This is a genomic window from Blastococcus saxobsidens, assembly GCF_002938435.1.
Classification (GTDB): domain Bacteria; phylum Actinomycetota; class Actinomycetes; order Mycobacteriales; family Geodermatophilaceae; genus Blastococcus; species Blastococcus saxobsidens.
Genome location: NZ_POQT01000006.1, coordinates 19,851 through 38,673, shown reverse-complemented (window position 1 = coordinate 38,673; position 18,823 = coordinate 19,851). Strand labels below are relative to the sequence as shown.

Genomic DNA, 18,823 nt, shown 5'->3' with positions numbered 1-18,823 from the left:
GGCCGGGCCGCCCCAGGCCGGACCGCCGCCGTACGGGGCACCCCAGCCCGGACAGCCCCAGTACGGACAGCCGCCGTACGGGGCACCCCAGCCCGGACAGCACCAGTACGGGCCGCATCAGCCCGGTCCCTGGCAGCCGGGGCCGTCCCAGCACGGCGTGCCCGGCTACGGCGTGCCCGGCTACGGCCATCCGGGCTACGGCGCCCCGCAGCCGGCCCGGAGGTCGCGGCGCGGCCTGGTCCTGGGCCTGCTGCTCCTGGCGGCCGTCGCGGTCGTCTCCGTCCTCCTGGCCACCACCGGCGGGTCGACGGTGCTCTCCCGGTCCGCCGTCGAGCAGGACGTCGCCGATCAGTTCGAGCAGCGCGAGGGCGTCGCCGTGGACCTGGAGTGCGCCGAGGAGATGACCGTCGACGACGGCGCCACCTACGACTGCACCGGCGTCACCGAGGACGAGGAGGAGGTCACCCTCCGGATCGAGATCACCGACCCCGAGGAGGCGCGCTACACCTGGTCGGAGCCGTGAGCCTCGGCTGAAGTGAGTCCGGCAACGCCGCCCAGCGACCCGCAGCCGCCTTCCGGGGATGGATCGCTCGTCGGGATAGCGTGCCGGGCGTGACGGTTCTCCGGGGGCAGGTCAAGTCGACGATCGAGGGAAGCCGGTTCTCCGTGTGGGTAGCCGACAATGATCTCGGTGCCGTCTTCACGGTAGGTGCGCCACCGTTTCTCGACCGGATCCCAGGCGATGGAGAAGCCGTGGTGGACCTTGGTGTGGTGGCGCTCGCAGAGCAACGCTGTGTTGGCCACCGACGTCTCACCGTGGTCGGCGATCCACTCCTGAACATGATGGGCGTCGCACCACCAGGTCGGAGCCGAGCAGCCGGCGAAGGTGCAACCGCCGTCACGGGCGTCGGCCGCCTTGCGGATGGGTGCGGGCACGAGTCGCTGTGAACGGCCGATGTTCAGCGGCATGCCGTCGGGACCGAAGAGCACCCGGGTGATGATCGAGTCGCAGGCCAACTGGCGGGCCACCTCGTTGGACACCCGCTGGCCCGACCCGAGGCGTGCGGCGCCCGCGATCACGTCGGGATCGAGCAGGTCCCCAGCGGAGATGGTGGCCGCGACCTGCGCGTGGTGCTTGCGCAGCATCGGGGTGTCGGCGGCGGCCAAGCCGTTGTAAGCCAGTTGGACGAGGGCGTCGGCCATCTGCTGAGCGTGGCTGCGGTCGTCCTCAGCGGCCCGGCCCGCCTGCTGGTAGGCGGTGAGTGCGGTCGCAACCTTTTCGTAGCCGGCGGCGTCGAGGCGGCCGTGGATGGTTCCGCCGCCCTCGGCGCCGGCCGAGGGGGAGAGGTGCAGCTCCCGCCGACGGGTGGGGTCGGGCTCCGGCCCGTCGGGGTCGATCCAGTCCAGCATGCGCGCGACGACGGCAGGCAGCGTCTCGGGATGATCGCCGGTTGCGCAGGCCAGGAGCGTCGCGTCGACCCCGTCGTCTCCGTGCAGTTCCACGCCGAGCTCGGCCGCGGCGGCCAGTCGCGCCGGGGTGGCGACCCTGGCCACGACCGCGGTCTGATCGGGGGTGACCCGGCCGGCACAGGCGGCCTCGGACCACCGCGGCAGCTGCTCCAATGTCCGTCCGGCTCTCGTCACCCGGGCGGCAGTGGCGGGGGAGACGTTCAGGTGCCCCGACATCCAGCTCTTGATCGTCTTGTGCCCGTCGAAATCCGCGGCCTGGGCGCACTCGGCGGCCCGAACGGTCCGGGCCACAGCGGCCTCGATGACGTTCTGCAGCTGGGTCAACCCGCGGACCCGGGCCAGCAACACCGACGCCTGGGTGGCAGGTGAGCCGTCGAGCAGATCCGCACCGGCCAGCTCGAGCGCGCCGGCCAGGACGGCCGCGACGTCGTCGGGCAGTTCCATCGACAGCTGCCGGGCCGCCTCGCCCGCGGCCGTCGCCTCCGCGCCCCGAGCCGAGGTCGCCTCCCGGTCGGCCGCCCGGGGCGGAGCAGGCGCCGGAGTCGAGCCGCCGAGCCGGAAGGTGCCAGCATCCGGGAACGGGACGAAGCCGTCGTCCAGACCCATGGCACTCTCCTCTCGATCGCCACTAATTCGAACGGATGTTCGAATTTTACCGCGGCCGTCCTCCGCCGACAACCGGAATGCGCTGGTCAGCGCCTCGTTATCCCATCGGTGGAAGCGGCCACCTGCGCCATTCGATCTCGCCCTGCCGGGCGAGCGAAGCTCCGCGGCCAGCACCCCGGCACGCACAGATCTCCTGGAGTGACAACTCGGCCACGCACCGACGTCCGCGGCCGCTGGTCGACGGGGATCGTGGTAGGCGCATCGAGCAACTTCGGGTTTCTGCGTGCTGAATGGCCGGCGGTCCACGCCGACTGCGTGCGCGCCGCGTCCTATCTCGCCACCGACCCACGCTCCGCCTGCTTCTACGCCCGCCGAGCGGTCGAGCAGCTCGTCGCCCACATCTACGCCGTCGACAGGCTGCCGGTCCCGTACCGCGACGACGTCGCCGCACGCATCGCGGATCCCGCCTTCGCCCGCAAGGTCCCGCTCGGCATCACGAACAAGCTCACGCTGATCCGCAAGCTCGGCAACACCGCCGTCCATGGCCCCGCTCACCCACGCCGACGTCCAGAAGTTGGCCGAGAAGTTCCGGCTCCAGGACGAGGAGTACACCCGCCAGCTACGGGAGCGCGACGATCTGGCGCAGGTGGAGGGGATCGTCGCGGTGCTCGCCGACGTCCGCCGTCGCGCCGTCGTCGTCGAGTCAACGGTGGCCTGACGGCGCCCGCTGCACCTGGAGCGAGCCCTGACCCCGGATCAGCCCAGCGCGTCGGCCGGCCAGCCGAGCGCCGCGCCCAGGCGGCTGAGCGAGGACTGCAGGCCGTGCCGCTCGGCCAGCTCGGCGAGTGCATCGGGGTCGGCCGGCGAGCGGGGGAGGGCGCCCTCGACCGCGGGCATGTCGATGTCCGTGGCGACGGCGACGACGACGGGCGCGGCGTCGAGGTAGTCGGCGGCCGCGTGCAGCCTCTTGAGCACCGCCGCGGTCAGCGGCGGCTTCGGCACGACGGTGCGTGCCACCGCGGCCCGGATGCCGGAGAGGTCGCCGAACTCGTTGATCAGGGCGGCCGCCGTCTTCGCGCCGACGCCCGTCACCCCGGGCAGCCCGTCGCTGGGGTCGCCGCGCAGCACCGCGAAGTCGGCGTAGGCCCGGCCCGGGATGCCGTACTTGGCGGCGACGGCGGCCTCGTCGACGAATTCCAGGTCGGAGATGCCTCGGGCGGTGTAGAGGATCCGCACGCCGCGGGCGTCGTCGACCAGCTGGAACAGGTCCCGGTCACCGGTGACGACGTCGACCGGCCCGCGGGCGCGGGTGGCGAGCGTGCCGATGACGTCGTCGGCCTCGTACCCGGGCGCCCCGACCCGGGCGATCCCGGCCGCCGCGAGCACCTCGACCAGGATCGGCACCTGCGGGCCCAGCTCGTCGGGCGTCTCCTCGCCGCCCTCGGGCGCGACCCGGTGCGCCTTGTAGGAGGGCAGCGCCTCGACCCGGAAGGCCGGGCGCCAGTCGTCGTCCCAGCAGGCCACGAACCGGTCGGGGCCGTGCGTGGTGACCAGCCGGGCGGTCATGTCCAGGAAGCCGCGGACGGCGTTGACCGGCCGGCCGTCCGGCGTCGTGACGCTGGTCGGGACCCCGTAGAAGGCCCGGAAGTACAGCGACGCGGCGTCCAGCAGCATGGTGCTCACGACGGCGGACGGTAGCGGTCCGGCGACGCGTGCGGGGAATCCCGGGGTGGCTGGCTAGTCTGCCGCTGTGGGAACCCCGACCGCCTCCGCCCCGCTGGTCACCGTCGATCGCGTGCACGCGGCCCGCTCGATCGCCGCGGAGCTGGGCGTCGACCTCCTCGTGCTCACCCCCGGCGCCGACCTGCGCTACCTGTGCGGGTACGACGCCCACGCGATGGAACGCCTGACGGCGCTGGCCGTGCCGCGCGCCGGCGAGCCCTTCCTCGTCGTGCCCCGGCTGGAGGCGCCGATGGTCGACGCCAGCCCGGCCGGCGCCCTCGGCCTGGACCTGCTGGCCTGGGACGAGACGGACGACGCCTTCGCCGTCCTCGCCGGTGCAGCGACCGCGCGGCTGGGCGGGTCGCCCAGACGGGTGGCCGTCGGCTCGCGGACCTGGGCGGAGCACGCGCTCGGCGTCCAGCGTGCACTTCCCGGCTCCACGCTGGAGCTGGCCGCTCCCGTCGTGGACCGGCTGCGCATGGTCAAGACGCCCGCCGAGGTGGAGGAGCTGGCGCTGGCCGGCGCGGCCATCGACCGGGTGCACGCGCGGATGGGGGAGTGGCTGCGGGTCGGCCGCACCGAGGCCGAGGTCGGGGCCGACATCGCGGCGGCGATCCTCGCCGACGGGCACGTCGGGGTGGACTTCACCATCGTCGGGTCCGGCCCCAACGGGGCCAGCCCGCACCACGAGCTGTCGTCCCGCACGGTGGAGGCCGGCGACCTCGTCGTCGTCGACATCGGCGGGGAGACGGCGACCGGCTACCGGTCGGACTGCACCCGCACCTACGTGGTCGGCGGCAGCGCCCCGGCCGAGGTCGCCGAGTGGTACGGCGTGCTGCACGCCGCCCAGCAGGCCGCGACGGCGGCCGTGCGCCCCGGCGTCACCGCCGAGCAGATCGACGCCGCGGCGCGCGATGTCATCGCCGACGCCGGGTACGGCGAGTACTTCATCCACCGCACCGGCCACGGCATCGGCCTCGACACCCACGAGGCGCCCTACATCGTGGCGGGCAACGACCTGCCGCTGGAACCCGGCATGGCGTTCTCCGTCGAGCCGGGCATCTACCTGCCCGGCCGCTGCGGCGCCCGCATCGAGGACATCGTGGTCTGCACCGACGACGGCGTCCGCGTCCTGAACAACGGCCCCCGTGAGCTCGTCGAACTCCCCGGCTGAGTCCGGGGCGGCCGCGGTCGACGTCGACCGGGCGCTGATGGCGACGCTGGCCCGCGACGGGCGGGCCAGCTACACCGAGCTCGCCGAGCGGGTGGGCCTGTCGGTGTCGGCGGTGCACCAGCGGGTGCGCCGGCTCGAGCAGCGCGGGCTGATCACCGGCTACCGGGCGACGCTGGACGCCAAGCAGCTCGGGCTGCCGCTGACCGCCTTCGTGTCGATCACGCCGACCGACTCGCAGACCGACGACGCGCCGGCCCTGCTGGCGCACCTCGACGCGATCGAGGAGTGCCACGCGGTGGCCGGCGTGGAGAGCTACATCCTCAAGGTGCGGGTGGCCTCGCCGGACGCCCTGGAGGCGCTGCTCAAGGAGATCCGGTCGGCGGCCCACGTCACCACCCGGACGACGGTCGTCCTCTCCACCTCCTACGAGGACCGCCCGCCGATCTGACCGCCGGGGTGGACAACCGTTCGAACGCGTGTTCGCATGGTGTCCATGCGGTGGGAAGCGCAGCGGCTCGACGTCGAGGACACCTCGGCGCTGCCGGGCATGCCGTCGATCCGCGGTCTGCTGCGCAGCGTGCAGGTGCCGGAATTCCCGGGCCTGACGTTCCACGAGGTGCGCGCGAAGAGCGCGCTCAACGCCGTGCCGGGCGATTCGTCCATGCCGTTCCCGTACACGATCAATCCGTACCGTGGCTGCAGTCATGCCTGCGCCTACTGCTATGCGCGTCGGACCCACGAGTGGCTGGACTTCGACTCCGGCAGGGACTTCGACACCCAGGTCGTGGTGAAGACCAATCTCGTCGACGTGCTGCGCAAGGAACTGACCCGCCCGTCGTGGCAGCGCGAGCACGTCGCGCTCGGCACCAACACCGACCCGTACCAGCGCGCCGAGGGTCGCTACCGGCTGATGCCCGGCGTCATCGAGGCACTGGCGGACTCCGGCACCCCGTTCTCGGTCCTGACGAAGGGCACCCTGCTGCGCCGGGACGTCCCGCTGCTCGCGCAGGCCGCGCAGCAGGTACCGGTCGGCCTCGGCATCTCCATGGCGATCTGGGACGACGATCTGCACGCCGCCCTGGAGCCGGGCGTGCCCTCGCCCCGCGCCCGCCTGGACCTGGTCCGGGCGCTCACCGACGCCGGTCTGCCGTGCGGGGTCTTCCTGGCGCCCGTCCTGCCGGGCCTCACCGACGACGAGGCGAGCCTGGACGCCGCCCTCGGCGCGATCGCCGCCGCCGGGGCCACCGGCGTCACCGTCATCCCGCTGCACCTGCGCCCCGGCGCCCGCGAGTGGTTCATGGCCTGGCTGGCCGGCGCGCACCCCGCGCTGGTGCCGCGCTACGAGCGGCTCTACGCCCGTCGGGCCTACGTCCCGGCCGAGTACCGCGCCTGGCTCTCCCGGCGGGTGGCCCCGCTGCTGACCCGCCACGGTCTGGACCGCCGATCGAGCGGTGCAGCGCGGCAGGCCGACGGGCCGATCGCCACCGGCGTACCCGGGGACGAGGAGATCGGCTTCCCGAACGGCAGCCTGCCGACCCGTGGTCTGCCCGGGGTGGAACCGCCGGGCACCCGGCGGCCGGCCCCGCCGAAGGACATCCCCGAGCAGCTGAGCCTGCTGTGAGGTGCTCCGTCAGCCGGCGAGGCGGCCGGCGCGTGCGGACCGGGAGACCGTGCGGGCAGCCCGCACCACCCCGCGGGCCGTGACCGGGGGAGCGCCGGCCGCCAGGGCCAGCCGCCGGTAGGTGTCATAGGACAGCCGGCGGTAGTCCACCGCGAGCTGCTCCACCGCCTCCCGGCGCGAGGGGGTGACGGTGGCGCGCAGGTGCCCCACCGTGCTGCGCGCATGCTTGGTGAACGTCGCCTGCAGCGCCTGGGACGACAGCCGGCCGCCGATGCGGGAGTCCAGGCCCGGGCCGCGGCGCAGCGCCGGCAGCACCCACGGGCTCGCGGCCAGGGCGGGGAAGCGGTTCCGGCAGGCCTCCCACGCGTGCCAGGCCGTCAGCGCGCCCGGCACCGCCCACTCGCCGTCGTCGGTCGAGATGAGGAGCCGGCGGGAGGTGACCCGGACCTGGTCCCGGCGCAGCGACCGGAACACGCCCACCGGGGCCGGCCAGCCGAGCGCCAGGGCGCACCAGGCGACCGACCGGAGGTGTTCCGGGTCCTCGCCCCGCACCAGGGTGAGCGGGCGGAGGTCGAGCGCGACCGGATCCGGCTCCGGTGTCGCCGGCAACGGCAGCGCGAGCCCCCCGTAGCGGGCCACCTTGCTGTACAGCGCCACGGTGGCGGGCTTCCACTCGCGCGCCTGCGCCACGGCGTCCAACCCGCCCGCCGCCAGGTCGTCGGGACCGAGGTCGAGCTCGAGCGCGGCGTCGACCAGCCGGCGCCACTGCGGTTCGTAGCCGGACGGCGGTGCGATCCGGCCCCAGGCCGCAGACGGAGGAGGGGCCGGCATGTCGGGCAGCGGCTGCTGCCAGGCACGTGCCATGACCGAATACTACCGTTATCCCCAACAACAATGCGACTTTTGCTTGTGGTCACCTGCCGAGATCGACGTCACCGGCACCCTACGGGCGCCGGGCGGCAACGACGGGGGCCCAGGGCGGGCTCGGGTGCCGACGGCGGCATGACGGACGGCACCCCTCCATGGGGGTGCCGGGCCCCCTCCGGCGCTGCTGTCCCGGCGCCGGCTGCAGATGATGGGTTCGTGCGAACCGTGGGTGTCGAGGAAGAGCTGCTGGTCGTGGACGGAACCGGCCGCCCGGCGCCCAAGGGACCGGAGGCCCTGGCCGTCGCGGCACGCGCGGGCGAGGGGGAGGACGTCCAGCAGCACGACCGCGCCGAGCGCGGAGAGGCCGGCACTCCCGACACCGCCCACCTGATGCCGGAGCTGAAGGCCCAGCAGCTGGAGCTCGGAACCGCCGTCTGCACGACCCTCGACGAGGTGTGCCGGGAGCTGCGGCACTGGCGTGGCCGCGCCGATGCCGCGGCGGCCGCCGTGGGAGCCCGCGTCGCGGCCCTGGCCACCTCGCCTGTGGCCGTCGAGCCCGTCCCGACCGCGGGGGAGCGGTACGCCCGCCTGGAGGCCGCCTTCGGGCAGACCGCCCGCGACGTGCTCACCTGCGGCTGCCACGTGCACGTGTCGGTCGAGGACGACGACGAGGGCGTGGACGTCCTCAACCGGATCCGGATCTGGCTGCCCGTGCTGACGGCGATCAGCACGAACAGCCCCTTCTGGCGCGGCAACGACACCGCCTACGCCAGCTTCCGCTCGCAGGTGTGGCACCGGTGGCCCTCCGCCGGCCCGAACGGCCCGTTCGCCGGTGCGGCGGACTACCACCGGCTGGTCGACGACGTGCTGGCCACCGGAACGGTCCTGGACACCGGCATGGTCTATTTCGATGCCCGCCTGTCGGCCAAGTGGCCGACCGTCGAGGTGCGCACGGCCGACGTCGTCCTGCGGGTCGAGGACGCCGTCACCCTCGCCGGACTGGTGCGCGGACTGGTGGAGACGGCGGCACGGGACGCCCGTGCCGGCGGCGCCGTTCCGGACATGCGGCCCGAGGTGCTCCGGCTGGCCGCCTGGCGCGCCGGCCGGTCCGGACTCGGCGGCGACCTCGTCCACCCGCGCACCGGTCGCCCCGCCCCGGCCGCCGACGTCCTCGGCGACCTGCTCGAGCACGTCGGTCCGGCGCTGGCTGACGCCGGCGACGAGCAGCTCGTCGGCGACGGCGTGGCGGCACTGCTCGCCCGGGGTACCGGCGCCGACCTGCAGCGCCGCGTGCACCAGGAGACCGGGGAGCTCACGGCGGTGGTCCGCGCCGCCGTCGCCGTGACCCACGGCGAGCGCACCGTCTGACCCCGGCACGTCCGGGCACCCGGGGTGACGCACCGGGAAGGCGGCCTCCTGGGGCACCGGCTAGATTCCGCGCATGTACACGGCGAGCTGGCAAGACGTGGTCCGGCCGGGTCTGTACGGCGCCTCGCCGGACCCGAAGGACAAGCCCTACCGGATCATCATCCGGATCGCGCTCGTCGTCTTCCGGCTGTTCCGCTTCCGGTTCGACGTCCGCGGCTCGGAGCACGTGCCCCCCACGGGCGGCGCGATCATCTGCAGCAACCACGTCAGCTTCTTCGACTTCACCTTCCTGGGCCTGGCCGCGCTGCCGCAGCACCGCCTGGTGCGCTTCATGGCGAAGAAGGCGGTGTTCGACCACGGATTCTCCGGGCGGTTCATGCGCGCCATGCGGCACATCCCGGTCGACCGCAGGGTCGGCACGGCCGCCTTCGAGACCGCCGTCCGCGCGCTCAAGGACGGCGAGATCGTGGGCATCTTCCCCGAGGCGACGATCAGCACCAGCTTCACGGTGAAGGACCTCAAGGCGGGCGCCGCGCGCATGGCCATCGACGCCGGCGTCCCGATCCTCCCGGCCGCGGTCTGGGGCGGGCACCGCGTGGCCACCAAGAACCACAAGGTGGAGCTGCGCCGCGGCATCCCCGTCACCGTCATCGTCGGCGAGTCGATCATCCCCGAGCCGGGGGAGAAGGTCCAGGTGCTGCTGCGGCGCACCCGCGCGGCCATGGAGGCGCTGCTCGACGAGGCGCAGCGCACCTACCCCGACCAGCCGGCGACCGACGACGAGCGCTGGTGGCAGCCCGCCCACCTCGGCGGCACCGCGCCCACCCCGGCCGAAGCCGCCACCGCCGACGCCGTGCGCGCCGCCGGCCAGGAGGTGCGGAAGCGGAAGAAGTCGCCGCTGGCCCGGGTGAGAGACCGCCTCCGCCGCCGCTGAGGCGTCGATCAGCCGGCCTCAGTCGACGACCACCGGCGCCATGAGCCGGAAGGCCTCCAGCTCGACGCCGTACCACCGGCACATCCGGCCCAGCGGCGCCATGCCCAGCCGCCGGCACACGCCCATCGACGGCTCGTTGCCCGGTCGGACGACGGCGTAGACCTCCGGCAGCCCCTGCCCGAAGGCGCGGTCGATCACCGCCCGGGCCGCCTCGGTCGCGTATCCGTGCCCCCACGAGTCGGGGTGGAGGTGCCAGCCGACCTCGACCTCGCCGACCCCGTGGGGGAGCGGCTTGAGCAGCAGGGTGCCGCCGGGCACCCCGTCCGGCCGCTCGACCGCCCAGCACCCGAAACGCTCGTCGGTCTCGTGGATCACCTGCCAGCGGGTCACCAGCTCGGGCACCGGCACCGTGGGCGGGCCACCGAGCCAGCGGGTGACCTCCTCACGACCGTAGAGATCGCCCAGACGTGCCAGGTCGGCGGGAGAGGTGGTCCAGGCGCGCAGCCGCAGCCGTTCGGTGCACAGCAGCACGTCCCCGGCCATCGCGGATGCCTACCGCCGCGCCCGCACGGCAAACATGGTCAGGCGCGTCCGTAGCGCAGCAGCACGACCCCGTTGCCGAAGGCCCGCGTCCCCAGCAGCCGCAGCGAGGTGCGGCGGTCCGTCGGCGGGAACATGGGCCGGCCGCGGCCGATCAGCACCGGGTGCACGTAGAGCCGGTACTCGTCCACCAGGTCGTGCTCGGCGAACGCGGCGGCGAGGACGGCACCACCCACGACCACCGGTCCGTCCAGCCGCGCCACCCGGGCCCGCACCTCCTCGGGGACGACGTCCCGCACCAGCTCCGCGTTCGGCCCCACCCGCTGCAGGGTGCGGGAGAAGACCACCTTGGGTGTGGCCCGCCAGACGGCGGCGAAATCACGCTCGACGGCGGTGGCGCCGGGGTCGTCGTCCGCGGTCGGCCAGTAGCCCTCCATCAGCTCGTAGACGACCCGACCCTCGAAGAAGGCGGCGGCGCCGCGCAACTCGTCGTTCATGTGCTGGTGCAGTTCGCCGTCGACCACGTGCCAGTCGATCTCGCCGTCCGGTCCGGCGATGAAGCCGTCCATCGAGATCCCCATGTGCACGACGACGAGGCCCATGGCCGCCGAGGATGCACCGTCCCGCCCCACCGGGGAACCCCGGTCGGCGCCCGCCCCGGATGGGCACCATGATCTTCTTCGCGCGGACCGCCGACCGGCGGCGACGGACGGGGAAGGGACGCTGGGGATGACCACGCTGATCGGGGACGTCGCACTGTCGGCACCCGGCGGACCGGCATGAGCCTGCTCGTCACCGACGTCACCGTCGGCGACCGCCCCGGCCGGGCGCTCCTCGTCGACGGCGGCCGGATCGCCTGGCTCGGCGACGCCGCCGAGGCTCCCTCCGCGCCGCGGGTGATCGCGGGGGAGGGGGCGCTGCTCACCCCGGCCTTCGTCGACGCCCACGTGCACATGACCGCGACCGGGCTGGCGCTGACCGGCCTCGACCTCCACTCGAGCCTCAGCGTTGCCGATGCCATCGCCGGCGTCCGTGCGCACGTGGCCCGATCGCGCAGCGGGATCGTCCTGGGCACCGGCTGGGACGAGACCGGCTGGCCGGAGCAGCGCGGCCTCACCAGGCACGACCTCGATGCGGCCGTGGGCGACCGCCCGGCCTACCTGGCGCGCGTGGACGTGCACTCGGCCACCGTCTCCACGGCGCTCCTGGACCGCGTCCCCGGGATCAGCGGGCTGCCCGGCTTCTCCGCGGACGGCCGGCTGCGGCTGGACGCGCACCACGCCGCCCGCAAAGCCGCCTACGGCGCGGTCGACGCCGTGCAGCGGCACGCGGCGCAGGAGGCGACCAGGGCCGCGGCGGTGGCGCTGGGCATCGGGAGCCTGCACGAGATGGCGGGGCCGGAGGTGTCGTCGGCAGAGGACCTGCGGGAGGTCCTGGCACTGGGCGACGGCAGCCCGGGCCCGCGGGTGCTGGGCTACTGGGGCGAGCTGTCCGAGCGCGGCGGGCTGGACCTGGTGCGCGAGCTCGGCCTGGCCGGCGCCGGGGGAGACCTGTTCTGCGACGGCGCCCTGGGGTCGCACACCGCCGCGCTGAGCGCTCCCTACAGCGACCGGCCCGAGACGTCGGGGGCGCTGCGCTTCGAGACGTCCTCTCTCGTGGCCCACGTCCGGGACTGCACGGCCGCCGGCATCCAGGCCGGCTTCCACTGCATCGGCGACGCCGCTGTGGACCAGGTGCTCGACGCGGTGGGCACCGTCGTCGCCGAGCTGGGGGTGGCCGCCGTCCGGTCCTGCCGGCACCGGCTGGAGCACCTGGAGATGGTGTCCGACGACGTCATCGCCCGGATGCGCGCCTGGGGGATGGTGGCCAGCGTCCAGCCCGGGTTCGACGCGGCTTGGGGCGGGGACGCCGGCATGTACGCCGAACGACTGGGCACGACGCGGGCCCTCGCCACGAACCCCTTCGCCGACCTGGCCGACGGCGACGTCACCCTCGCCCTCGGCAGCGACGCCCCCGTCACGCCGCTCGACCCCTGGGGAGGCGTGCACGCCGCGGTCGACCACCGCACGCCCGGCTCGGGCCTCCGACCGTTCGACGCGTTCGACGCCGCCACCCACGGCGGCTGGTCGGCCGTGCGCGCGGAGCACCCGGCCGGCCCGCTCGCCGTGGGAGCGCCGGCCGACCTGGCGCTGTGGGCCACGACCGACGGGCTGTCCACGGTCCTGGCTGACCGTGCCCGCCCCGCGTGCCGGCGGCTGGTCGTGGACGGGGTCCCGTTGGGGAAACGGCCCTGACCGGCGCCTCGGCGCCCGCTCCGGACGCCAGAGGGTAACGATCTGGTCACACTCCGACTCTCAGCCCCCGAAGGTCTCGATTCCGCCGGTGCACACTTCTTACAGTCCCTGGAGTTCCTGACCGGTCGCACCGCTGGTGCTTCCCGGGCGGGCGCGTCCGGTCCTCCTGGCCGGCGCCGAGCGGCCCGGGGCCGCCGTCGCCGCACCGGGCCGAGGAGGAGCGGCGGGCCGCCGGGGGAGTGCGTGGCGGGCCTCCCGGTGGAGCCCGCGTGGACCCGCGCCATCAGACAACGGTCGCGCCGCTCGCAGCCAGCGAGCGGCCGTCCGGCCCGAAGGCGCGCTGCCCCCGTGGTGCACCCACCGGCGCTCTCCGGTCAGGGGTCCGTCCGGGGGCGTCGGCGTACACGCGTCCGTCATCCGGGCCGGAATGGGATGCTGGGTCGGGACCGCGCACCACCGCGGTCCGGACCCCGCCCGAACGGTGCGGGGAGGATCCGCCCCGTCCGGGCGCGGCAGCATCAGGAGGAAGCGCGTGCCTGCAGGCATTGGCGGGCCGGCGACGGGCACCTTGCCACCCCCGGCGCCACCCGGTGCCACGCCGGAGCCCGGCACCCCCCGGGCCGCCCGCACCCTGCCGTGGCGCACCCTGCTGGCCGCCGTCGGTGGGCTGGGCATGATGCTCGCCTTCCCCGGCGCCGCCCTCGTCCCGCTCGCCGTCCTCGGCCCCATGGCCCTGGCCCTCGCGGTGCACGGCCGGGGCGTCCGCTCGGGCCTGTGGCTCGGCCTGGTGATGGGCCTGGCGTTCTTCGTCCCGCTGCTCTCCTGGACCGGCATCTACGTCGGCTCGTTCCCGTGGCTGGCCCTGGCCGTCGTGCAGGCGCTGTACCTCGCGCTGCTCGGCGGCGTCAGCGCCCTCGTCACCCGGCTGCCCGCCTGGCCGGTGTGGACGGCGGCGCTGTGGGTGGCCCAGGAGGCCCTCCGCGGCCGGGCCCCCTTCGGCGGCTTCCCGTGGGGTCGCCTCGGCCTGAGCCAGACCGACGGGCCGCTGCTGTCGCTCGCCGCGTACGGCGGGGTGCCGCTGCTGGGCTTCGCCGTCGCCCTCACCGGCACCCTGCTGGCCGCGGTCGTCCTGGCCGTGCTCCGCGCCGGCAGGGGAGGGGCGCTGCGGGCGGCCGCAGGTAGCCTGGCCGCCGCGGTCGCCGTGCCCCTGGTGGGAGCCGTGGCCTGGCTGCCGCTGCCGGGGCCGTCGCTGACCCAGGGCGGACCGACGTCCACCGTCGCCGTCATCCAGGGGGACGTGCCCCGCGCTGGACTGGACTTCAACGCCCAGCGCCGGGCCGTCCTGGACAACCACGTGCAGCGGACCCTCGAGCTCGCCGCAGCGGTGGCGGCGGGGGAGCAGCCGCAACCGGACCTGGTGATCTGGCCGGAGAACAGCTCCGACATCGACCCGTACACCAACGCCGACGCCGCGCGGCAGATCGACCGGGCGGCGGCGACCATCGGCGTCCCGGTCCTCGTGGGCGCGGTGGTCGACGGGCCGGGCCGGTACGTCAGCAACACCGCGATCGTCTGGGACCCCCGGGACGGACCGGGGGACACCTACGTCAAGCGCCACCCCGTGCCCTTCGGCGAGTACATCCCCTACCGGTCGTTCTTCCGGCTCTTCAGCGAGCAGGTGGACCTCGTCCGCCGCGACTTCGCCGCCGGCGACGAGGTCGGCCTGCTCGACGTCGGCGGCGTCCGGCTGGGCGACCTGATCTGCTTCGAGGTCGTCTACGACGGCCTCGTCCGCGACGTCGCGGACGCCGGGATGCTCGTGGTCCAGACGAACAACGCGACCTTCGGCTACACCGACGAGAGCGAGCAGCAGCTGGCCATGAGCCGCGTGCGCGCGGTCGAGCACGGCCGCACCGTCGCCATCGCGGCCACGAGCGGCATCTCCGCCATCGTCGCGCCCGACGGCACCGTCGTGCGCTCCTCCGAGCTCTTCACCCCCGACGTCTTCGTGGAGGAGATCGCACAGCGGGACGACCGGACGCTCGCCTCCCGGGTGGGCTCGGGCCCGGAGTGGGTGCTGACCGCGCTCGGACTCGGTGCGGTGCTGGTGGTCGTCCGGCGGGACCGTGCCCGGCGCCGGGCGGGGACCGCCGCGTGAGCGACCGCGTGCTGGTCATCGTCCCCACCTACAACGAGGCCGAGAACGTCGAGCGGATCCTCCAGCGGCTGCACGACAGCGTGCCCACCGCGCACGCCCTCGTGGTGGACGACGGGTCACCCGACGGCACCGGCGCCATCGCCGACCGGCTGGCCGCGGCCGACCCGCGCGTGCACGTGCTGCACCGCGCGGCAAAGGCCGGTCTCGGCCGCGCCTACGTCGCCGGCTTCTGCTGGGCCCGCGAACGCGGCTACGACGTGCTCGTCGAGATGGACGCCGACGGCTCGCACCCGCCCGAGCAGCTGCCCCGGCTCCTGACAGCGCTGCAGGACGCCGACCTCGTGCTGGGCTCCCGGTACGTCGAGGGTGGCCGCGTCGAGGACTGGCCGGCTCATCGTCTGCTGCTCTCCCGCGTGGGCAACAGGTACACCCGCTGGGCGCTGCGCCTGCCGCTGCAGGACGCCACCGGCGGGTTCCGGGCCGCCCGTGCCGAGCTGATCGACCGGCTGCCCTTCGACGAGGTGGCCAGCGAGGGCTACTGCTTCCAGGTCGACTGGGCCTGGCGCGCCCTGCGGGCCGGGGCCCGGGTCACCGAGGTGCCCATCACCTTCACCGAACGGGCGTACGGCCGGAGCAAGATGAGCAGTTCGATCGTTGGAGAGGCATGGGCACGGGTGACCGTGTGGGGCGTGCAGGACCGGCTGGCCGGCTGGCTGCCCGGGAGGGTGACCCCTCCCGTCCCGGGCCCGGACGGCGACACCCGTCGCTGACCGGGACCCCCACACCCGGCCCCGCGACGGAGAGGCGGAACGACCGTGAGGAGAGACCGACGTGGCTGACCTGGTGCGCCGGCGGCTGCGACTGGTGGTCGGGCTGACCACCCTCGCCGAAGTGGCCGTGTTCGTGCTCGTGGCCACCTGGATCGGCGTGGGCGCCACGGTGCTGGCGACCCTGGCCACCAGTGCCCTGGGCGTCGTGCTGCTCGCCAGGCAGGGGACGCGGGCGCTGACGGACCTGCGCGAGCGTGCCCGGACCCGCCGGTCGCCGTCCGTCGAGCTGGGGAACGCGGGCCTCGTCGCCGCCGGCGGCCTCCTGATGGTGCTGCCCGGCTTTCTCGGCGACGTCGTCGGCCTGCTGTGCCTGCTGCCCGGCACGCGCGGCCTGGTCCGCCGGGCGCTGGGCCGGCTGGTCCTGTCGCGGCTGCCCGACCGCATGCGCGGGACGGTGCGCGTGCAGAGCGTGCGGACCGCGCAGGTGCCCGGCGAGCACGACGCGGGGCAGCGCCGACCGGTGATCGAGGGCGAGGTCCTGGGGGATCCGCACCGGCGCCCCTGACCGACCGCGCGCGGACGCAGAACGGCCCCGGTGAGATCCACCGGGGCCGTTCCGTCGTCAGTGCGTCAGCTGGCGCGGGTACGCCGGCCGCGCAGCACCTCGAGGCGCTCCGCCAGGACCTCTTCCAGGTCCTCGACGCTGCGACGCTCGAGGAGCATGTCCCAGTGGGTCCGCGGCGGCTTCACCTTCTTGGGGGCCGGCTCGGCCCCCCCGACGAGCTTGGCGGCAGAGCCGTCGAACTTGCACTCCCACGTGTCGGGGAGCTCGGCGTCATCCGCGAACGGAACCGTGAACAGGTGGCCGGAAGCGCACCGGTACTCCGCGTACTGCCGCTCGATCGGAGCGGTGTTCCGCTCGGTCTCGTAGCTGACGCTGCCCAGTCGGCTGCCGCGCAAGGAACGCTCACCCATGGCACACCGTCCTCTCGTCTTGTGTCGGTCTGGACTCGACGTCCGATCGCCGCAGGGCATACCCACGAAACCGGGGAGTCAGAGAGATGAACGACCAAAAAGGCGGAGAGATTCCGCCGAATCGGCTGCTCATCATCGCATGGGGTCAGATAACGGGCTCCGGCGGCCCCTGGGCGCCCCCCGCAGGGGTGAAGCCCGGGCTCAGGGGAGTGCCAGCTGCCCGGGTCCGGCCGCCGTCGGGCCGAGTTCGCCGCGCATGTGGTGCCGTCGGCAGAGCACCTGGTAGCGGACGGCGGGGGAGGAGCCGGAGGGCTCGCCGGGCAGCTCCGCCGGCGCGGTGTCGGCCACGACGACGGTCTCCCCGGAGTGCACCATCACCCCGTCCACCACGCGGGCGTTGAGCAGCCCGGGCAGGCCGCACCAGCAGAGCACCTCGACCTGGATCCGCTGCACGTCATCGGCCACCTCGAGCAGGCGCTGCGTGCCGGGGAACAGCCGGGCGCGGAAGTCGGTGGTGAGCCCGAAGGCGTAGACGTCGACGTGCGACTCGTCGACCAGCTCGGCCAGCTGGTCGACCTGCCCGGGGGAGAGGAACTGGGCCTCGTCGACGATCAGGTAGTCCACCCGGTGCCCCTCGGCCCAGCGGTCGCGGACCAGCAGCCGCAGGTCCGTGCCGCCGTCGATCTCGGTCGCCGACCGGCACAGCCCCACCCGGGAGCTGACCTGAGGTACGGCCGAGCGGTCCCCCTGGGTGACCAGCAGGCCGTGGCGGCCCTGCCGGCTCTGGTTGTGGTCGACCTGCAGCGCCAGCGTCGACTTCCCGCAGTCCATCGGCCCGTGGAAGAACCGCAGGTGCGCCGGGGCGGGGTGCCGGCGCCGGTCACCCGATGCGGGCACCACGTGCGGTGCGGGGAGCGGCGGAGGGGTCTGGAGGCCGGTGTCGGCCGTGCTCACAGGCGCTCCGGTGGGGTGTTGCCGGCCGCGAGGACGGCGCGGCGCATCGGGAGGGCGGCCAGCGCGACGAAGCCACCCACGAAGAAGATCACCAGGCTGACGATCGCGAGCCGGTAGGACCCGGTGAGCTGGTACGTGAGGCCGAAGGCGAGCGGGCCCAGCCAGCTGGTGCCGCGGTCGCTGATCTCGTAGAAGCCGTAGTACTCGGCCTCCTTGCCCGCCGGGATCAGCTGGCTGAACAGCGACCGGGACAGAGCCTGGGTGCCGCCCTGCACGAGACCGATGACCGCGGCGAGGGCGTAGAACTGCGCGACCGCCCCGGTCTGCAGGAAGAACGCCGCGAACAGCACGCCGATCCACGCCACCAGCGCGCCGAGGACCACGCGCTTGGCCCCGTAGCGCCCGGCCATGCGACCGAGCCCCAGCGCGCCGAAGATGGCCACCACCTGCACCATCAGGATCGCGCCGGTGAGCACGTCCTGCGCCAGGTCCAGCTCCTCGGTCGCGTACGTGGCCGACAGCGAGATGACGGTCTGCACGCCGTCGTTGAACAGCAGGTACGCGCCGAGGAACCACAGGGTCAGCGGGAAGGCCCGCATCTCCCGGAACGTGGTGGCCAGCTGCCGGAAGCTGCTGCCGGACCGCATCGCCGAGGCCGCGACCGGGCGGTTGCGCAGCCGGGACACCGAGAAGAGGGTGAACGCACCCCACCACAGGCCGGCGGTGGCCAGGCAGATCCGGACGGCCTCGCCGGTGGTCAGCCCCAGGTCCTCGGCGGCGATCACCAGGCCGAGGTGGACGGCGAGCAGCAGCGCACCGCCGACGTAGCCGAAGGCCCAACCCCGGCTGGAGACCTTGTCCCGGTCGTCGGGGCCGGCCAGGTCGGGCAGCCACGAGTAGTAGACGACGGTGGCCGCGCCGAAGCTGATGTTGGCGAGGACGAAGAGGAGTGCCGCCATCAGCCAACGGCCGTCCCCGGCGAAGAACAGCAACGTCGTCGCGAGCGCACCGAGGAGGGCGAAGCCGAGCAGCATCTCCCGCTTGCGCCCGGTGCGGTCGGCCACGGCGCCGGTGAGCGGCAGCACGAGCACCTGCAGGACCACCGACGCCGAGAGCACGTAGGAGAACCAGCTGCCGGCCGCGATGGACAGACCGAGGAACGACAGCCGCTCGTCCGGCCCGGCGGCGTCCCGGGCGATGGCGGTCAGGTACGGGCCCAGGAAGACGGTCGTCACCGAGGTGTTGAAGACCGACATCGCCCAGTCGTAGGAATACCAGCCGAAGCGCTCGCGCCGGAGCGCGCGGTCGGCCGGCGGCACCGACGGGTCGGCGGCGGGTGGGGCTGTGGTCACCGCGGCAGATTCCCAGTC

Annotated in this window: 19 protein-coding genes and 1 pseudogene; 12 read left to right on the top strand and 8 right to left on the bottom strand. The window is 74.2% G+C overall.

Features of this window, described 5'->3' with window-relative positions:
• Positions 1-157 precede the first annotated feature (157 nt).
• Entirely contained in the window at positions 158-523 is a 366-nt protein-coding gene (locus tag C5507_RS22135) for a DUF4333 domain-containing protein (RefSeq protein WP_158657514.1), read from the top strand.
• Here the strand turns inward: C5507_RS22135 and C5507_RS05280 are convergent.
• Positions 502-1,914, bottom strand: coding sequence for an HNH endonuclease signature motif containing protein (locus C5507_RS05280; RefSeq protein WP_423191802.1), 1,413 nt, complete (start codon positions 1,912-1,914; stop codon positions 502-504). The genes C5507_RS22135 and C5507_RS05280 overlap by 22 nt on opposite strands.
• A 270-nt stretch (positions 1,915-2,184) precedes the next feature.
• Between C5507_RS05280 and C5507_RS23475 the strand changes: the two are divergent.
• Both C5507_RS23475 and C5507_RS22130 read left to right on the top strand, forming a co-directional pair.
• Positions 2,185-2,568 (top strand): annotated as a pseudogene (locus tag C5507_RS23475) (hypothetical protein); the annotation flags it as partial.
• A gap of 49 nt (positions 2,569-2,617) precedes the next feature.
• Positions 2,618-2,794 (top strand): hypothetical protein, encoded by a 177-nt coding sequence (locus C5507_RS22130; protein ID WP_158657513.1) that lies wholly within the window; start codon positions 2,618-2,620, stop codon positions 2,792-2,794.
• Between the two features lie 38 nt (positions 2,795-2,832).
• Here C5507_RS22130 and C5507_RS05270 read toward each other — a convergent pair whose 3' ends face one another.
• On the bottom strand, positions 2,833-3,750 hold the full coding sequence (locus tag C5507_RS05270) for a 5'-3' exonuclease (protein ID WP_104527612.1): 918 nt from the start codon (positions 3,748-3,750) through the stop codon (positions 2,833-2,835).
• 76 nt (positions 3,751-3,826) lie between these two features.
• Between C5507_RS05270 and C5507_RS05265 the strand changes: the two genes are divergently transcribed.
• The 3 genes from C5507_RS05265 to C5507_RS05255 are packed head-to-tail and all read left to right on the top strand — an operon-like array spanning position 3,827 to position 6,593.
• Positions 3,827-4,972 (top strand): M24 family metallopeptidase, encoded by a 1,146-nt coding sequence (locus C5507_RS05265; RefSeq protein ID WP_242611024.1) that lies wholly within the window; start codon positions 3,827-3,829, stop codon positions 4,970-4,972.
• Positions 4,947-5,420, top strand: a complete 474-nt coding sequence (locus tag C5507_RS05260) for an Lrp/AsnC family transcriptional regulator (RefSeq protein ID WP_104527485.1) — start codon at positions 4,947-4,949, stop codon at positions 5,418-5,420. Before C5507_RS05265 ends, C5507_RS05260 begins: the two co-directional genes overlap by 26 nt.
• Before the next feature lie 45 nt (positions 5,421-5,465).
• A complete protein-coding gene (locus C5507_RS05255) occupies positions 5,466-6,593 on the top strand; it encodes an Rv2578c family radical SAM protein (RefSeq protein ID WP_104527610.1) in 1,128 nt (375 codons plus the stop codon).
• Positions 6,594-6,602: 9 nt separating this feature from the next.
• Here the strand turns inward: C5507_RS05255 and C5507_RS05250 are convergent, their stop codons facing one another.
• The gene (locus C5507_RS05250; RefSeq protein WP_104527484.1) at positions 6,603-7,457 is read right to left on the bottom strand and encodes a hypothetical protein; all 855 of its coding nucleotides are present in this window, start codon (positions 7,455-7,457) and stop codon (positions 6,603-6,605) included.
• A gap of 219 nt (positions 7,458-7,676) precedes the next feature.
• Here C5507_RS05250 and C5507_RS05245 point away from each other — a divergent pair, with 219 nt between their 5' ends.
• Both C5507_RS05245 and C5507_RS05240 read left to right on the top strand, forming a co-directional pair.
• Entirely contained in the window at positions 7,677-8,828 is a 1,152-nt protein-coding gene (locus tag C5507_RS05245) for a carboxylate-amine ligase (RefSeq protein WP_104527483.1), read from the top strand.
• A 73-nt stretch (positions 8,829-8,901) separates the two neighbouring features.
• The gene (locus C5507_RS05240; RefSeq protein WP_104527482.1) at positions 8,902-9,762 is read left to right on the top strand and encodes a lysophospholipid acyltransferase family protein; all 861 of its coding nucleotides are present in this window, start codon (positions 8,902-8,904) and stop codon (positions 9,760-9,762) included.
• 18 nt (positions 9,763-9,780) lie between these two features.
• Here the strand turns inward: C5507_RS05240 and C5507_RS05235 are convergent, their stop codons facing one another.
• Entirely contained in the window at positions 9,781-10,305 is a 525-nt protein-coding gene (locus tag C5507_RS05235) for a GNAT family N-acetyltransferase (RefSeq protein ID WP_104527481.1), read from the bottom strand.
• Positions 10,306-10,343: 38 nt separating this feature from the next.
• On the bottom strand, positions 10,344-10,904 hold the full coding sequence (locus tag C5507_RS05230) for a dihydrofolate reductase family protein (protein ID WP_104527480.1): 561 nt from the start codon (positions 10,902-10,904) through the stop codon (positions 10,344-10,346).
• Positions 10,905-11,081: 177 nt separating this feature from the next.
• Here C5507_RS05230 and C5507_RS05225 point away from each other — a divergent pair, with 177 nt between their 5' ends.
• The 4 genes from C5507_RS05225 (at position 11,082) to C5507_RS05210 (ending at position 16,089) form a co-directional block, all read left to right on the top strand.
• Positions 11,082-12,596 carry an amidohydrolase gene (locus tag C5507_RS05225; protein ID WP_104527479.1) on the top strand — a complete coding sequence of 505 codons (1,515 nt, stop codon included), beginning with the start codon at positions 11,082-11,084 and terminating at the stop codon, positions 12,594-12,596.
• Between the two features lie 532 nt (positions 12,597-13,128).
• Entirely contained in the window at positions 13,129-14,754 is a 1,626-nt protein-coding gene (gene lnt, locus C5507_RS05220) for an apolipoprotein N-acyltransferase (RefSeq protein WP_242611023.1), read from the top strand.
• Positions 14,751-15,524: a polyprenol monophosphomannose synthase gene (locus tag C5507_RS05215; RefSeq protein ID WP_104527477.1), complete on the top strand. Its 774-nt coding sequence runs from the start codon at positions 14,751-14,753 to the stop codon at positions 15,522-15,524. Before lnt ends, C5507_RS05215 begins: the two co-directional genes overlap by 4 nt.
• A gap of 61 nt (positions 15,525-15,585) precedes the next feature.
• Positions 15,586-16,089 carry an FxsA family protein gene (locus C5507_RS05210; RefSeq protein WP_104527476.1) on the top strand — a complete coding sequence of 168 codons (504 nt, stop codon included), beginning with the start codon at positions 15,586-15,588 and terminating at the stop codon, positions 16,087-16,089.
• Between the two features lie 65 nt (positions 16,090-16,154).
• Here C5507_RS05210 and C5507_RS05205 read toward each other — a convergent pair whose 3' ends face one another.
• The 3 genes from C5507_RS05205 to C5507_RS05195 form a co-directional block, all read right to left on the bottom strand.
• Positions 16,155-16,499: an RNA polymerase-binding protein RbpA gene (locus tag C5507_RS05205; protein ID WP_104527475.1), complete on the bottom strand. Its 345-nt coding sequence runs from the start codon at positions 16,497-16,499 to the stop codon at positions 16,155-16,157.
• A 201-nt stretch (positions 16,500-16,700) separates the two neighbouring features.
• A complete protein-coding gene (locus C5507_RS05200) occupies positions 16,701-17,453 on the bottom strand; it encodes a thymidine kinase (protein WP_104527474.1) in 753 nt (250 codons plus the stop codon).
• Positions 17,450-18,805, bottom strand: a complete 1,356-nt coding sequence (locus C5507_RS05195) for an MFS transporter (protein ID WP_104527609.1) — start codon at positions 18,803-18,805, stop codon at positions 17,450-17,452. The genes C5507_RS05200 and C5507_RS05195 overlap by 4 nt, the downstream gene beginning before the upstream one ends.
• Positions 18,806-18,823: the final 18 nt, after the last annotated feature.

Coding starts and splice junctions, on each gene's coding strand:
- C5507_RS05230 (WP_104527480.1), bottom strand. CDS start 10,904: ATGGGCCTCGTCGTCGTGCACATGGGGATCTCGATGGACGGCTTCATC.
- C5507_RS05250 (WP_104527484.1), bottom strand. CDS start 7,457: ATGGCACGTGCCTGGCAGCAGCCGCTGCCCGACATGCCGGCCCCTCCT.
- C5507_RS05270 (WP_104527612.1), bottom strand. CDS start 3,750: ATGCTGCTGGACGCCGCGTCGCTGTACTTCCGGGCCTTCTACGGGGTC.
- C5507_RS05240 (WP_104527482.1), top strand. CDS start 8,902: ATGTACACGGCGAGCTGGCAAGACGTGGTCCGGCCGGGTCTGTACGGC.
- C5507_RS05225 (WP_104527479.1), top strand. CDS start 11,082: ATGAGCCTGCTCGTCACCGACGTCACCGTCGGCGACCGCCCCGGCCGG.
- C5507_RS05280 (WP_423191802.1), bottom strand. CDS start 1,914: ATGGAACTGCCCGACGACGTCGCGGCCGTCCTGGCCGGCGCGCTCGAG.
- C5507_RS05205 (WP_104527475.1), bottom strand. CDS start 16,499: ATGGGTGAGCGTTCCTTGCGCGGCAGCCGACTGGGCAGCGTCAGCTAC.
- C5507_RS05235 (WP_104527481.1), bottom strand. CDS start 10,305: ATGGCCGGGGACGTGCTGCTGTGCACCGAACGGCTGCGGCTGCGCGCC.
- C5507_RS05255 (WP_104527610.1), top strand. CDS start 5,466: ATGCGGTGGGAAGCGCAGCGGCTCGACGTCGAGGACACCTCGGCGCTG.
- C5507_RS22130 (WP_158657513.1), top strand. CDS start 2,618: ATGGCCCCGCTCACCCACGCCGACGTCCAGAAGTTGGCCGAGAAGTTC.